This is a genomic window from Pseudomonas sp. GM30, assembly GCF_000282275.2.
GTDB lineage: Bacteria > Pseudomonadota > Gammaproteobacteria > Pseudomonadales > Pseudomonadaceae > Aquipseudomonas.
The window spans coordinates 173902-187597 of the sequence record NZ_AKJP02000027.1; the positions used below are offsets into that span (position 1 = coordinate 173902).

The following is a 13696-nucleotide window of genomic DNA, read 5'->3' on the forward strand; positions in this document are numbered from 1 at the left end:
GGCGCGAAGCGGCCATTGCTCTTCCCTCAGATGAAAATGTGTTTGTCAGTTTTGCGACGGCTGCGCCGCCGGGCGGGAGCAAGCTCCATCGCCACAATGTCGCTGCGCTTCCGACAAATCGGGTTATAGATTGCCATCACCCAGCCGATACAGTCCCCATAAGTCCAATTAGTGGTCCGAGGGGAGTCGTCGCATGTACCGTTGGTTAGCCGAGAATCTTGGGAACGTCAGCGTCAAACGCAAGCTGGGCATCGGTTTCGGCCTGGTGCTGTTGCTCACCCTGCTGATTACCTTTACCGGCTGGACCGGCATGAGCGGCATCATCAGCCGTGGCGACAAGCTCGGCTTCATCTCCAGCCTCAATGAACTGACCAAGGACCTGCGCCTGGCGCGCCTGGACTATGAAGCGCGTCGTGGCGAACAAGGCCCGGGCGCGGTTAACGAGTTACTGGCCAAACTCGCCAGCGGCTTGCAAACCGCGCGCGACCTGATCGAGCAGCCCGCAGATGCGGCCATGGTCGATCAGCAACTGGCCGCTGTCGCCGAGTACAAACGCGCCTTCGCCGACATGACACAGGCCACCGTGCAGCGTGAGGACGCGCGCAGCAAGCTCGGCGCCAGCGCCGACAATGCCGTGGCCAAAGTCTCGGAAGTCGAGAAATCCATGCTGCAGGGTGACAGCGTCGCGCAGTTCAACAGCGTGATCGAACTGAGCAAACTGTTGCAGCAAGCGCGCTATCAGGTGCGCGGCTACACCTACAGCGGCAAGGCCGAGGCGGAGCAGCCCGCGCTGGACGCCATCGACAATGCGCTGAAAAACCTCGACAGCCTGCCGGCGAAACTGCCCGAACAGCACATCGCCAACCTGCAACAGGCCACCGACTCGATCAAGGCTTATCGCGCGGCGGTCGCTCAGTTCCGCGACTCGCAGGTCAACAATGCCAAGGCCGGGGCAACCATGACCGCTCAGGGCGACATCCTGCTCGACGTCAGCAAAAAGCTCACCGAATCACAAACCGTGGTGCGCGATACCGATGCCGCGCACGCCAAGAACATGCTGATCATCGCCACCCTGCTGGCCGTGGCCTTCGGTTTGCTGGCCGCGTGGGCGATCACCCGGCAGATCATCATTCCACTGAACCAGACCCTGAAGGTCGCCGAGCGCGTGGCCGCTGGCGACCTGACCCACAATCTGGTCTCGCAACGCCGCGACGAACTCGGCCAACTGCAGCGCTCGATGCAGAGCATGACCCAAGGCCTGCGCGAGCTGATCGGTGGCATCAGCGACGGCGTCACGCAGATCGCCAGCGCTGCCGAGGAACTGTCGGCGGTCACCGAGCAGACCAGTGCCGGGGTCAACAATCAGAAAGTCGAGACCGACCAGGTCGCCACCGCCATGAACGAAATGGCCGCCACCGTGCAGGAAGTCGCGCGCAACGCCGAGGAGGCTTCCGAAGCCGCCGTGGCGGCCGACCAGCAAGCCCGCGAAGGCGACAAGGTGGTCGGTGAAGCCATCGCGCAGATCGAGCGGTTGGCAGTTGAAGTCGGCCACTCCACCGAGGCCATGGGCGAGCTCAAGCGCGAGAGCGACAAGATCGGCAGCGTGCTCGACGTGATCAAGTCCGTCGCCCAGCAAACCAACCTGCTGGCGCTCAACGCGGCCATCGAAGCGGCCCGCGCCGGTGAGGCCGGACGTGGTTTTGCGGTGGTCGCCGATGAAGTGCGCAGCCTCGCCCAGCGCACGCAGAAGTCCACCGAAGAGATCGAAGAGCTCATCGTCGGCCTGCAGAACGGCACCCAGCAAGTGGCGACGATCATGGACAACAGCCGCAGCCTGACCGACAGCAGCGTCGAACTGACCCGCCGTGCCGGTGGCTCACTGGAAAGCATCACCCGTACCGTATCGGCGATTCAGGCGATGAACCAGCAGATCGCCGCAGCGGCCGAGCAGCAGAGCGCTGTGGCTGAGGAGATCAACCGTAGCGTGCTGAATGTGCGGGATGTGTCGGACCAGACGTCGGCGGCGAGTGAAGAAACGGCGGCGTCGAGTGTTGAGCTGGCGCGGCTGGGGACGCATCTGCAGATGCTGGTGGGGCGGTTCAAGGTTTGAGGTGATGCATCGACCTCGGTTCACTGTGGACCGAGGGAAAGCCATCGCGAGCAGGCTCACTCCTACAGGTTTTGCGGTGTTCACACCTTTTGTGCAACAACACAAAACCACTGTAGGAGTGAGCCTGCTCGCGATTAGCGGCCTCCAAGGCCGCTGCTTTTAAAGGACCTGACGCAGGAAGGCCTGGGCGCGCGGATCCTTCGGTGCATCGAAGAACTCCGCCGGCGAAGCATCTTCCAGCAGTTTGCCGTGATCGAAGAATAGCACCCGATCCGCCACTTCCCGGGCGAAACCCATTTCGTGGGTCACGCAGACCATGGTCATGCCTTCCACGGCCAGGTTCTTCATCACATCCAGCACTTCGCCGACCATTTCCGGGTCGAGGGCCGACGTCGGTTCGTCGAACAGCATCACTTTCGGGTCCATCGCCAGCGCCCGGGCAATTGCCACGCGCTGTTGCTGACCGCCGGACAGGCGTGACGGGTATTCCCGCGCCTTCTGCGCAATACCGACCTTTTCCAGCAACGCCAGGGCCTTGGCCTCACTTTCCTTCTGCCCACGCTTGCGCACGACTTTCTGCGCCAGGCAAAGGTTTTCCAGCACGGTCATGTGCGGGAACAGGTTGAAGTGCTGAAAAACCATGCCGACTTCGCGACGGTAGGCGTTGACGTCGGTTTTCGGGTCGGCCAGTTGCAGGCCGTCGATGCTCACCGAGCCCGAGTCGAATTCTTCCAGGCCATTGAGGCAACGCAGGAAGGTCGACTTGCCCGAGCCGGACGGCCCGATCACCACCAGCACTTCGCCCTTGGCGACAGACGTGGTGACGTTATCCACCGCCCGGACTACCTGGCCACGGGTGTCGAAGACTTTTACCAGATCGCGGACTTCAATCACTTTGCGCGAGCCTCCGCTCAAGACGGCTGGCGATTTTCGACAGCGGCAGGTTGATCAACAGGTACAGGCCGGCAACGCAGAACAGGATCTCGAACGGCGAGAACGAGGTGGTGATGACTTCACGGCCGCTTTTCAGCAGTTCGGTAATCGCGATCACCGACACCAGCGAGGTGTCCTTGACCAGACTGATGAATTGCCCGGCCAACGGTGGCAGCACGCGTTTGAACGCTTGCGGCAGCACCACATGGCGCATCGACTGGCCAGCACTCAGACCCAGCGAACGCGCCGCTTCGTTCTGCCCGCGGGCAATCGACTGCACGCCGGAACGGATGATCTCGGCCACGTAGGCGCCGGTAAACAGCGACAGCGCGGCGATCCCGGCGAACTCGCGGGACAGGTTCATCACCGTGCCGATGAAGAAGTAGAAGATAAAGATCTGCACCAGCAACGGCGTGCCGCGCACCAGCTCAACGTAGATGCTCGACAGGTCGCGCAGGGTCGGGTTGTTCGACAGGCGGCACAGCCCGGTGATCAGTCCGATCAACAGCCCGAGTACACCGGACACTACCGAAAGCCACAGCGTCGTCCAAAGGCCCCACAGTAGCGGACCTGCCGCCCAATGCCGGGTCACGCCCACGACGTCACCTTCCGCCACATCGTCGCCCTGAGCGAATTGCAGGCTGTTTTCGTCGACGGTCAGGTGCTGCTCGTCACCGGCGTCGTTGCGCAGAGTGACTTGCGCGCTGCCACCCTTGCGCACCAGCTCGGTGACGGTGGAGATATCGGTGGCACGCTGGGTTTCTTCGGCCTGATAGGCGAAGTACTGCGGCACACGGTTCCAGCGCCATTCGTAGGACATCAGCGACGTGGCGTAATACAACGCGCCCGCCAGGCCGACCAGCACCAGCACGGTCAGGACGTGCCAGGGCCATTGGGCTTTTTTCTGTTTCATTGCAGGTTCCGGAATTTGTGTTGCCTGGGAGGCACTCTTCGCGAGCAAGCTCGCTCCCACAAGCTCAGTGCCGGACACAAAATTTGTGTTCACCTAAAACACTGTGGGAGCGAGCTTGCTCGCGAAGGAGACGACGCGGTCTGGCTGACCGGCGTTATTCCATGTCCTTGAGCCACTCGGTGCTCTTGAACCACTTGTCATGGATGCGATCGTAGGTGCCGTCTTCGTGGATCTGGTGCAGGAAGTTGTTGATGAAGTTGATGCTGTCGTAGTCACCTTTCTTCAGACCGAAGGCCAGTGGCTCGTAGGTGAACGGCTTGTCGAGGAACACCAGTTTGCCGGCGCCGACCTTGTTCACCGCGACCACGTTGTACGGCGCGTCGTAGATGAACGCGTCGGCCTTGCCATTGACCACGTCGAGCACGGCTTCCTGCTCGTTGTCGTAGCCGTGGTACTTGGCTTTGGCGATCAGCTTCTTGGCAACCATTTCACCGGTGGTGCCGAGTTTGGAGGTGATGCGGTAGTCGGCGGTGTTCAGATCTTTGTAGGACTTGATGGTGCCTTCCAGCTCCTTACGGATCAGCAGGGTCTGGCCGACCACTATGAACGGTTCGCTGAAGTTCAGGCGCAGGTTGCGTTCCTGAGTCAGGGTCATGCCGCTGCCGATCATGTCGAACTTGTCGGTCATCAGGGCCGGGATGATCCCGTCGTAACCGGTGGAGACCAGCTCGAGCTTGACGCCCATGGCCTTGGACATGGCTTTGAGGATGTCGACTTCGAAGCCGATGATCTCGCCACGCTTGTTGGTCATTTCGAACGGCATGTAGGTCGGATCCATACCGACTTTCAACGTGCCGCGCTTGACCGCGTCATCGATTGCACCGGCGTGCGCCGCATTGACTGCAACCAGTGCCGTGACGCCGACCAGCAGCATCGACAGATACTTCTTCATCTTCAAGTCCCCAAAACCATTGCATGTGCGGCGCGAAAACCGACAAAAATGGACAAGATTGTCCGGGTGCGCCAATTCGGGGACGGATGCTAACGCACTCGATTTTTTGCACAAGGTTTAATGGACGATTTGTTTAACATTCAAAGGCCACCCCTCACCCCAGCCCTCTCCCCAGAGGGGAGAGGGGGAAAGGGAGCCGATCGGGGAAATATTCGAAAGCTAAGTTCGACTCGATTTCTCAGGTCGATGCAACTCGAATATCCAATCCGGTCAGTCCCCTCTCCCTCCGGGAGAGGGTTAGGGTGAGGGGGCTTTTCAGCGCCATAAAAAAACCCCGCTAGTTAGCGGGGTTTCTTCATCAGGCCGGTTGCGCCTGCAAGCTCACAGGCTTGAGTGGCAGCAGCGGCGCATGCGGATCGGCTTTCACCGAAGCACGCCAGGCATCCAGCCATTCCTTGTGATCTTCGGACCAGACCAACTCGTGCAGACGCGCCAGCGCTACTGGATCGCTCAGCAGTTGCAAGCGATCATGGTTGCTCAGGGCTGCCGGCCCCGCCTTCAGGGCGTGACGCACACGCTCCTGACGCAGCCACTCGATCGGCTCGGCCTGACCGTGACGGGCCGTCGCCAGCGAGCACGCCAGGGCGTTCTGCTGCGGATCGACCACGGCGCGGATGAAGCCGTCGTTCAGTGCATGCCAGCGGTTCTCGTGGGTGTACTGATCGGTCGCCAGCAGCGCCTGTGGCGGATTGTATTCCTCTGGGATGAGGAACAGGCTCTCGTCACGGGACTTCAGGCCCAGACCGACACGGCTGGAAATCACCGACACCGGGATCGACAGCATCAGCGAACCGACGATCGGCACCAGCCACCACAGGAAGCTCGGGTTCAGCCAGATCACCAGCAGCGCCCAGCAGAAGCCCAACAGGGTCTGCGGACCGTGGCGCTTGACCGCCTCGCTCCAAGGCGTGGAGTCGTCGTCACGCTGCGGCGAGTTCCAGGTCGCGGCCCAGCCGAGGAACGCGGCGAGGACGAAACGGGTGTGGAAAATCATCCGTACCGGCGCCAGCAGCATGGAGAACAGCATCTCCAGCAGCATCGACAGGGTCACCTTGAACTTGCCACCGAACTCTTTCGCGCCCTTGGCCCAGATCAGGATGATGCTCAGCAGTTTCGGCAGGAACAGCAGCACGATGGTGGTCGAGAACAGCGCGATCGCTTTGTCCGGGTGCCATTGCGGCCACAGCGGATAGAGCTGACGCGGTTCAAGGAAGTATTGCGGCTCCATCAGCGTGTTCACCGCCAGCAGCGCGGTGGACAGCACGAGGAAGAAGAACCACAACGGCGCCGACAGGTAGGACATCACGCCCGTCAGGAACACCGCGCGGTGCACCGGGTGCATGCCTTTGACCAGGAACAGGCGGAAGTTCATCAGGTTGCCGTGGCACCAGCGACGGTCACGCTTGAGCTCGTCGAGCAGGTTCGGCGGCAACTCTTCGTAACTGCCCGGCAGGTCGTAGGCAATCCACACGCCCCAACCGGCACGGCGCATCAGCGCGGCTTCAACGAAGTCGTGAGACAGGATTGCCCCGGAGAACGCACCTTTGCCCGGCAACGGCGCCAGGGCGCAGTGGTCGATGAACGGCTTCATCCGAATGATTGCGTTGTGACCCCAATAGTGGGATTCACCCAACTGCCAGAAGTGCAGACCGGCGGTGAACAGCGGGCCGTACACGCGGGTGGCGAACTGCTGCATGCGTGCATACAGGGTGTCCATGCCCGACGCACGCGGCGCGGTCTGGATGATCCCGGCGTCCGGCGTGGCTTCCATCAGGCGCACCAGACTGGTCAGGCACTCGCCGCTCATCACCGAGTCGGCGTCGAGCACGACCATGTATTTGTAGTCACCACCCCAGCGACGGCAGAAGTCGTCGAGGTTGCCGCTCTTGCGTTTGACGCGACGACGGCGGCGGCGATAGAAGATCTTGCCGAAGCCTTTGGCTTCGCGGCAGACATCCAGCCAGGCCTGTTGCTCGGCGACGCAGATATCGGTGTCGTTACTGTCGCTGAGGACGAAGAAGTCGAAGCGATCCAGATCACCGGTAGCGGCGACCGACTCGAAGGTGGCGCGCAGACCGGCGAATACCCGAGGCACGTCTTCGTTGCAGATCGGCATTACCAGCGCAGTACGGGCGTCTTTCGGAATCGGCTCGTTGCCCGCACTTTTGCCGGAGATACGGTATTTATCGTGACCGGTGAGCAACTCGAGGAAGCCCATCAGTGCCGTCCAGAAACCGGCCGAGACCCAGCAGAACAGAATCCCGAAGAGGATCAGGATGCTAGTCTGCAGCGCATACGGCAGCACTTGCGTGGCGGTTTGCAGCAGCGGCTGGTGCAGCACTTCGTCCAGATCGACGAACGACCAGCCCTGGTACGGCATGATGCCTTTCATGTACCAGCCGGCAACGATGGTCTGGCCGAGCATCAGCAGCAACAGAATGTAGCGACGGATCGAACCGACGGTACGCCAGCGCGCCGCCGGCAACACGTTTTCGTCCTTCGGCGGCTGTGGCGGATTGGTGCGCCCGGTCAGGCGGCGCCAGCCACGCACCAGAATATTGGTGCGCCATGGCTCCGGCACGACTTTGGTCCGACGGATCGGCGGTGTCGCCTTCATACTGACCCGACCGCTGGCGTCGAGCACCAGCATTTCCGCCTCTTCCAGCTCCTCGGCGGTGCTCAGGGTCAGGCGCTTGCCCACCGAAGCCTGGGCGGCTTCGGCAGGCGCGTCGAACGTTGACGACGACAGGCGCTGGTGCAATTCGCTGAAGGACTGGCAGCCCGCGAGTTCCGCGCGCTGCTCGTCGGTCATCGGCAGATGCGCCAGATACTCGGACAGAGTCTCTGGCTGTACTTGAGAGTTACTCATCGGCAGGCAACTGATAGCTCCAGGTCTCGGTCAGGACTTCTTCAGTCGGTGCCGATTCCGGTGTGGCTGGGGCCGCATTCGCAGCCGCTGGCTGCTTGGCGTCTTTGTTGGCCTTGTCCTTGGCATCTGCGGCTGGCTTGGCGTCGGCCTGTTTGGCCTCGGCTGCCTTGGCTTCCTTCTCGTCCTTCTCTTGTTGCTTGGCCGCAACCTTGTCCGCCTTGGCCACCGACGAATTCGACGCCGGTACCGAAGACTTGGCCAGATCAGCGGTGACCACTGGCTGTACCAGCGCGGCACGCATCTCGGTGGACTTGCTCGCGTCCTTGATTTTCATCCGCAGGGTCAGGCGCCAGCCCTTGGTTTCCGGGTTGTAACGCACGCTGTTCTCGACCAGCTCGGCGTTGTCGCCAACGCTGACCTGACTGCGTACGTCGGCATCCGGGGCCAGAGCCGCCAGCGATGGACCTTCGAAGTCGACCAGGTAGGCAACGCTGCCATCCGGTTGACGGATCAGGTTCGACTGCTTGACGTCACCGGTCGAACGCAGGGTCTGCTTGACCCAGGCGCTGTCCGGGGCGTGAATCGCCGCTTCGTCCATGGTCCAGTGCAGACGGTAGGCGAAGTCCAGCGGCTTGCCTGGCTCCGGCATGGTTTCCGGGCTCCAGAACGCAACGATGTTGTCGTTGGTTTCGTCGGCAGTCGGAATCTCTACCAGATCAACAGTGCCCTTGCCCCACTCGCCCTTCGGCTCGATCCAGGCGCTTGGACGCTTGTCGTAACGGTCGTCGAGGTCTTCGTAGTGGCTGAAGTCGCGACCACGCTGCAGCAGACCGAAACCACGCGGGTTCTCGACGCTGAAGTTGCTCACGGCCAGGTGTTTCGGGTTGTTCAGCGGACGCCAGATCCACTCGCCGTTGCCGGCATGGATCGACAGACCGCTGGAGTCGTGCAGTTCACGACGGTAGTTGAGGACTTTCGACGGCTGGTTGGCGCCGAACAGGAACATGCTGGTCAACGGTGCGATGCCCAGTTTGCCGACCTTGTCACGCAGGAACATCTGCGCCTTGACGTCGACAATGGTGTCGCTGCCCGGACGCAGGATCAGGCGGTAGGCACCGGTGGCGCGCGGCGAATCCAGCAGAGCGAAAATCACCAGATGCTTGTCGCCCGGCTTCGGCTGTTGAATCCAGAACTCGCGGAAACGCGGAAACTCTTCGCCCGACGGCAGCGCGGTATCGATGGCCAGACCACGGGCCGACAGACCGTAGGTGTGACCCTTGCCAACGACGCGGAAGTAGCTCGCGCCAAGCATGGTCATGATTTCGTCTTGCTTGTCGGCCTTGTTGATCGGGTACAGCACACGGAAACCGGCGTAGCCCAGTTGCTCAGTGGCTTTCGGATCGAACTTGAGGTCGCCGAAATCGAAGCGGGTCGGATCGTACTTGATCTCTTCGACGGTGTTCGCCGTGATTTCGTTGATTTTCACCGGCGTATCGAAGTGCATGCCCTGGTGATAGAAGGACAGCTTGAACGGGGTCTTCTGATCGGCCCACTCAGCCTTTTCGGTGAGGAAGCGGATTTTCTGATAGTCCGCGAACTTCATGTCGCGGAATTCGTTCGGCAGGTTGCTGCGCGGGGCTTCGAATTTCTGCCCGGCGAGCTCTTTAGCCTTGGCTGATACATCGTCAAGATTGAACGCCCAAAGCTGGCCGGCGCTGAGCAGGCACAGGAGCGCCGAACCCGCTACCAGGGCACTTCGCATGCGTTTGGCAGACATTTTTGCTGCATTACAGGGACTAACAATCACGAGCAACCCTCGCCGAAAACAGATCAAAAAACCAACGGCCAGATTAAGTGCCTGTGGGGTTTTCGACTTTGAAAAGCCGACCTCCCAGCGCACCCTTGCCAAGTTGGCGAGCATTGTTCCGACTCCGCTGGGGCAAAATGATTCCCCAATCGGATCCAGACAAGCCTCTACCTAAGTCAAAAATGGAACAGCGAACGCTGATCCCCATAGCGCGCGATTATCTAGTAGCCCGCGTGACAACGCATCAGGGGTAACAAAGTATTTATCGCGAAAAACGCCTGTTTTCAGTCGAAAAGCCCTTGAAAAGATGTTTCAAGCGCTTTCATGTCTGTAACAGGAAGGTTACCGGGCCATCGTTGACCAGGTGCACCTGCATATCCGCGCCGAATCTACCTGATGCCACAGTGCCATGCATCTGTTTCGCTTTGCCCAATAGATAGTCGAACAATTCCTCGCCCAATGCCGGAGGGGCCGCGGTCGAGAAACTCGGACGCAACCCACTCTTGGTGTCGGCAGCCAGGGTGAACTGAGAGACCAGCAGCAACCCGCCGCCCACATCCGCCAGGGACAGATTCATCTTGCCCTCGGCGTCACTGAATACCCGATAGTTAAGCAGCTTATGCAGAAGTTTGTCGGCGCTGGTACGGGTATCGTCGGGTTCGACCGCCACCAGTACCAGCAATCCTTGATCCACCGCGCCGACGATCTCGCCCGCCACTTCGACCCGTGCACCGCACACGCGCTGTAACAGGCCCTTCATGCTTCTTCGGGCGGCAGGTCAAGCAGGCGGCGAGCCATTTTGCTCGCGGCGCGTACCAGCGCATCGGTGATGCCCGGCTCGGAGGCGGCGTGACCGGCGTCGCGAATCACCTGCAGCTCGCTGTTCGGCCAGGCCTGATGCAGTTCCCAGGCGTTGTCCAGCGGGCAGATCACGTCGTAGCGACCGTGAATGATCACCCCCGGCAGGTGGGCGATCTTGCCCATGTCGCGAATCAGCTGATTCGGCTCAAGGAACGCGTTGTTGGTGAAGTAGTGGCACTCGATCCGCGCGATCGACAGGGCGCGCTGCGGCTCGGAGAAACGGTCGACCACCAGCGGGTTCGGGCGCAGGGTCGCAGTGCGCCCTTCCCAGGTCGACCAGGCCTTGGCCGCGTGCATCTGGGCAATCTGGTCGTTGCCGACGAGGCGCTTGTGGAAAGCGCTGAGCAGATCGCCGCGCTCTTCCAGCGGGATCGGCGCGATGTAATCCTGCCAGTAATCGGGGAACAGACGGCTGGCACCGGCCTGATAGAACCACTCGATTTCCTGCGGACGGCAGAGAAAGATCCCACGCAGGATCAGACCGTGTACGCGCTCCGGGTGGGTTTGCGCGTAGGCCAGCGCCAGGGTCGAACCCCAGGAACCGCCGAACAGCACCCATTTGTCGATGCCCAGGTGCTTGCGGATACGCTCAAGGTCGGCGACCAGATCCCAGGTGGTGTTGTTTTCCAGGCTGGCGTGCGGGGTGGAGCGTCCGCAGCCGCGCTGGTCGAAGGTGACAATGCGATACAGGTTCGGATCGAAATAGCGACGGCTCTGCGCGTCGCAACCGGCACCCGGGCCGCCGTGGATGAACACCACCGGCAAGCCTTCCGGCGAACCGCTTTCGTCGACGTACAGCGTATGGGTGTCATCGACAGCCAGATCGTGCCGGGCGTGGGGTTTGATCTGCGGAAACAATGTCTGCATTGCGCGCTCCGTAAGGGGTCGAGGTCATCCCTGGGGGGACTTCTATTATTCTGCCGTTCGGCATCATAAACCCGATTTACGTCAATGAGCATGCCTGAGGACATGAATCAAAATCTGTGGCGAGGGAGCTTGCTCCCGCTGGGCTGCGGAGCAGCCCCAAAACAGTCAGCCGAGTGTTCCGGTTGAATCCGGATTGCCGGTTTACGACGGCTGCGCCGTCGAGCGGGAGCAAGCTCCCTCGCCACAATTTTCTCTGCGAGTCAGGTGGTATGGCGGGATTTGCCCCAGTTCAAGAAGCCCTGCAGCAACTCCTTGAGCACCACCCGCGTCGGCTCGGCCAGATCGGCGCGGTAGCGGAACGGTTCGAATTCTTCCATGTAGGTGCACTGGCCCAATTCCAGTTGCACGGCGTGGATGTTCTCGGCCGGGTTGCCGTAGTGGCGGGTAATGTGGCCGCCCTTGAAGCGTCCGTTGAGCACGTGACTGTAATTGCCATGCCGCGCGCAGATTGCTTCGAGCTGCGTCGCCAGCTGTGGATCGCAACTGGCGCCGTTGAAGGTGCCGAGGTTGAAGTCCGGCAGTTTGCCGTCGAACAGGTGCGGGATGATCGAACGGATCGAATGCGCGTCGAACAGCAGCGCGTAACCGAATTCAGCCTTCAGCCGTGCCAGCTCTTGCTGCAGGGTGCGGTGATACGGTGCCCAGATATGTTCCAGATAAGTTGCGCGTTCTGCTTTGGTGGGCTCCAGCCCTTCGCGGAACAACGGAATGCCATCGAACAGCGTCGCCGGGTACAGCCCGGTGGTGGCGCCGGCATACAACGGCTTGTCATCGGACGGACGGTTGAGGTCGATGACAAACCGCGAGTACTCGGCCGCCAGGGTGCTGGCACCCAGCTCTTCGGCAAAATCGTAGAGCTGCGGAATGTGCCAGTCGGTGTCCGGCAGGCTTTTCGCATCCGCTATCAGCCCGGCCTCGACCGCAGGCGTCAGGCGCACACCGGCATGCGGCATGCTGATCAGCAGGGGCACGCGACCTTGTTTGAAACTCAGAACCTTATCCACAACCGCTCTCCTACAGACTTGATTCGACGCCGTGACGCACGACGCGTTTGTCCAGATCACCACCGAGCCAATAGGCCAGGTCCGCCGGACGATCGATTTGCCAGGCGACGAAATCCGCGACCTTGCCGACCTCCAGTGAGCCATGGGTGTCAGCCATACCCAGCGCTTGTGCGGCATGGATAGTCGCACCGGCCAGGGCTTCTTCCGGGGTCATGCGGAAACAGGTGCAGGCCATGTTCAACATCAAGCGCAACGACAGCGCCGGTGAGGTGCCGGGGTTGAGGTCGCTGGCGATGGCGATCTTGACCTTGTGCTTGCGCAACGCGTCCATCGGCGGCAGTTGGGTTTCGCGCAGGAAGTAGAACGCTCCCGGCAACAACACCGCGACGGTGTCGGCTTTGGCCATGGCGATGGCGTCGTCTTCATCCATGAATTCCAGATGATCGGCGGACAACGCGTGATACCGCGCCGCCAGACTGGAACCATGCAGCGACGACAGTTGTTCGGCGTGCAGCTTTACCGGCAGACCAAGTTTTTGTGCGGTGATGAACACCCGCTCGACTTGCTCCGGCGAGAACGCCAGGTACTCGCAGAACGCATCCACCGCATCGACCAGCCCTTCGGCGGCAAGCGCCGGAAGCATCTCGGCGCAGATGTGCTCGATGTAGTCGTCAGCGCGATCCTTGTACTCCGGCGGCAGCGCGTGGGCGGCCAGACAGGTGCTGCGCACGCTGATCGGCAGCTCTTTTTCCAGGCGACGAATGACCCGCAGAATCTTGCGTTCGCTGGCCAGATCGAGACCGTAGCCAGACTTCATCTCGACCGTGGTCACGCCGTCGCGCATCAGGCTTTTCAGGCGCTTGGCGGCGCTGGCGAACAGCTCGTCTTCAGTCGCTTCACGGGTGGCGCGCACGGTGCTGGCGATGCCGCCGCCCTGCGCCGCGATCTCGGCATAGCTGACACCTTGCAGACGCTTTTCGAATTCGCCGCTGCGGTTGCCGCCGAACACCGTGTGGGTGTGGCAGTCGATCAGGCCCGGGGTCACCCACGCGCCTTGCAGATCATTGACCGCCGGGTATTCGCCGGACGGCAGCAGATTGCGCGGACCGATCCACTCGATGTGCGCACCGGACGTCACGATGGCCGCATCCTCGATGATCGAGTAGACGCCCTGCGCCATGGTTGCGACGTGGCAGTGTTGCCAGAGGGTTTTCATCCCTTAGTCTCCACAGTATTCAGAATCGATTTCGCGAGCAGGCT

General features: G+C 61.3%; 10 protein-coding genes and 1 pseudogene. 2 read left to right on the top strand and 9 right to left on the bottom strand.

Features of this window, described 5'->3' with window-relative positions; genetic code table 11:
• Positions 1 to 310 precede the first annotated feature (310 nt).
• A pseudogene (locus tag PMI25_RS29965) lies at positions 311 to 1255 on the top strand (methyl-accepting chemotaxis protein); the annotation flags it as partial.
• 141 nt (positions 1256 to 1396) lie between these two features.
• Complete coding sequence (locus tag PMI25_RS29970) at positions 1397 to 2110, top strand: methyl-accepting chemotaxis protein (protein ID WP_371262571.1); 714 nt, start codon at positions 1397 to 1399, stop codon at positions 2108 to 2110.
• Between the two features lie 159 nt (positions 2111 to 2269).
• On the opposite strand, the gene PMI25_RS18630 is transcribed toward PMI25_RS29970, so the two are convergent.
• The 9 genes from PMI25_RS18630 to hutI form a co-directional block, all read right to left on the bottom strand.
• Complete coding sequence (locus PMI25_RS18630; RefSeq protein WP_007961769.1) at positions 2270 to 3004, bottom strand: amino acid ABC transporter ATP-binding protein; 735 nt, start codon at positions 3002 to 3004, stop codon at positions 2270 to 2272.
• Positions 2997 to 3956, bottom strand: coding sequence for an amino acid ABC transporter permease (locus tag PMI25_RS18635; protein ID WP_007961768.1), 960 nt, complete (start codon positions 3954 to 3956; stop codon positions 2997 to 2999). Before PMI25_RS18635 ends, PMI25_RS18630 begins: the two co-directional genes overlap by 8 nt.
• Before the next feature lie 154 nt (positions 3957 to 4110).
• Positions 4111 to 4908 carry a transporter substrate-binding domain-containing protein gene (locus PMI25_RS18640; RefSeq protein ID WP_003220833.1) on the bottom strand — a complete coding sequence of 266 codons (798 nt, stop codon included), beginning with the start codon at positions 4906 to 4908 and terminating at the stop codon, positions 4111 to 4113.
• Positions 4909 to 5266: 358 nt separating this feature from the next.
• Positions 5267 to 7837, bottom strand: coding sequence for a glucans biosynthesis glucosyltransferase MdoH (gene mdoH, locus PMI25_RS18645; RefSeq protein ID WP_007961766.1), 2571 nt, complete (start codon positions 7835 to 7837; stop codon positions 5267 to 5269).
• Complete coding sequence (locus tag PMI25_RS18650) at positions 7830 to 9614, bottom strand: glucan biosynthesis protein G (RefSeq protein ID WP_167734086.1); 1785 nt, start codon at positions 9612 to 9614, stop codon at positions 7830 to 7832. The genes mdoH and PMI25_RS18650 overlap by 8 nt, the downstream gene beginning before the upstream one ends.
• Before the next feature lie 352 nt (positions 9615 to 9966).
• Positions 9967 to 10404: a D-aminoacyl-tRNA deacylase gene (gene dtd, locus PMI25_RS18655; protein ID WP_007961763.1), complete on the bottom strand. Its 438-nt coding sequence runs from the start codon at positions 10402 to 10404 to the stop codon at positions 9967 to 9969.
• Complete coding sequence (pip, locus tag PMI25_RS18660; protein ID WP_007961762.1) at positions 10401 to 11372, bottom strand: prolyl aminopeptidase; 972 nt, start codon at positions 11370 to 11372, stop codon at positions 10401 to 10403. The genes dtd and pip overlap by 4 nt, the downstream gene beginning before the upstream one ends.
• A 260-nt stretch (positions 11373 to 11632) precedes the next feature.
• On the bottom strand, positions 11633 to 12436 hold the full coding sequence (hutG, locus tag PMI25_RS18665) for an N-formylglutamate deformylase (RefSeq protein WP_007961761.1): 804 nt from the start codon (positions 12434 to 12436) through the stop codon (positions 11633 to 11635).
• Positions 12437 to 12446: 10 nt separating this feature from the next.
• Positions 12447 to 13652 carry an imidazolonepropionase gene (hutI, locus tag PMI25_RS18670; RefSeq protein WP_007961760.1) on the bottom strand — a complete coding sequence of 402 codons (1206 nt, stop codon included), beginning with the start codon at positions 13650 to 13652 and terminating at the stop codon, positions 12447 to 12449.
• Between the last annotated feature and the right edge of the window lie 44 nt (positions 13653 to 13696).

Coding starts and splice junctions, on each gene's coding strand:
- hutI (WP_007961760.1), bottom strand. CDS start 13,652: ATGAAAACCCTCTGGCAACACTGCCACGTCGCAACCATGGCGCAGGGC.
- PMI25_RS18640 (WP_003220833.1), bottom strand. CDS start 4,908: ATGAAGAAGTATCTGTCGATGCTGCTGGTCGGCGTCACGGCACTGGTT.
- PMI25_RS18650 (WP_167734086.1), bottom strand. CDS start 9,614: ATGTCTGCCAAACGCATGCGAAGTGCCCTGGTAGCGGGTTCGGCGCTC.
- pip (WP_007961762.1), bottom strand. CDS start 11,372: ATGCAGACATTGTTTCCGCAGATCAAACCCCACGCCCGGCACGATCTG.
- mdoH (WP_007961766.1), bottom strand. CDS start 7,837: ATGAGTAACTCTCAAGTACAGCCAGAGACTCTGTCCGAGTATCTGGCG.
- PMI25_RS18635 (WP_007961768.1), bottom strand. CDS start 3,956: ATGAAACAGAAAAAAGCCCAATGGCCCTGGCACGTCCTGACCGTGCTG.
- dtd (WP_007961763.1), bottom strand. CDS start 10,404: ATGAAGGGCCTGTTACAGCGCGTGTGCGGTGCACGGGTCGAAGTGGCG.
- PMI25_RS29970 (WP_371262571.1), top strand. CDS start 1,397: ATGAACGAAATGGCCGCCACCGTGCAGGAAGTCGCGCGCAACGCCGAG.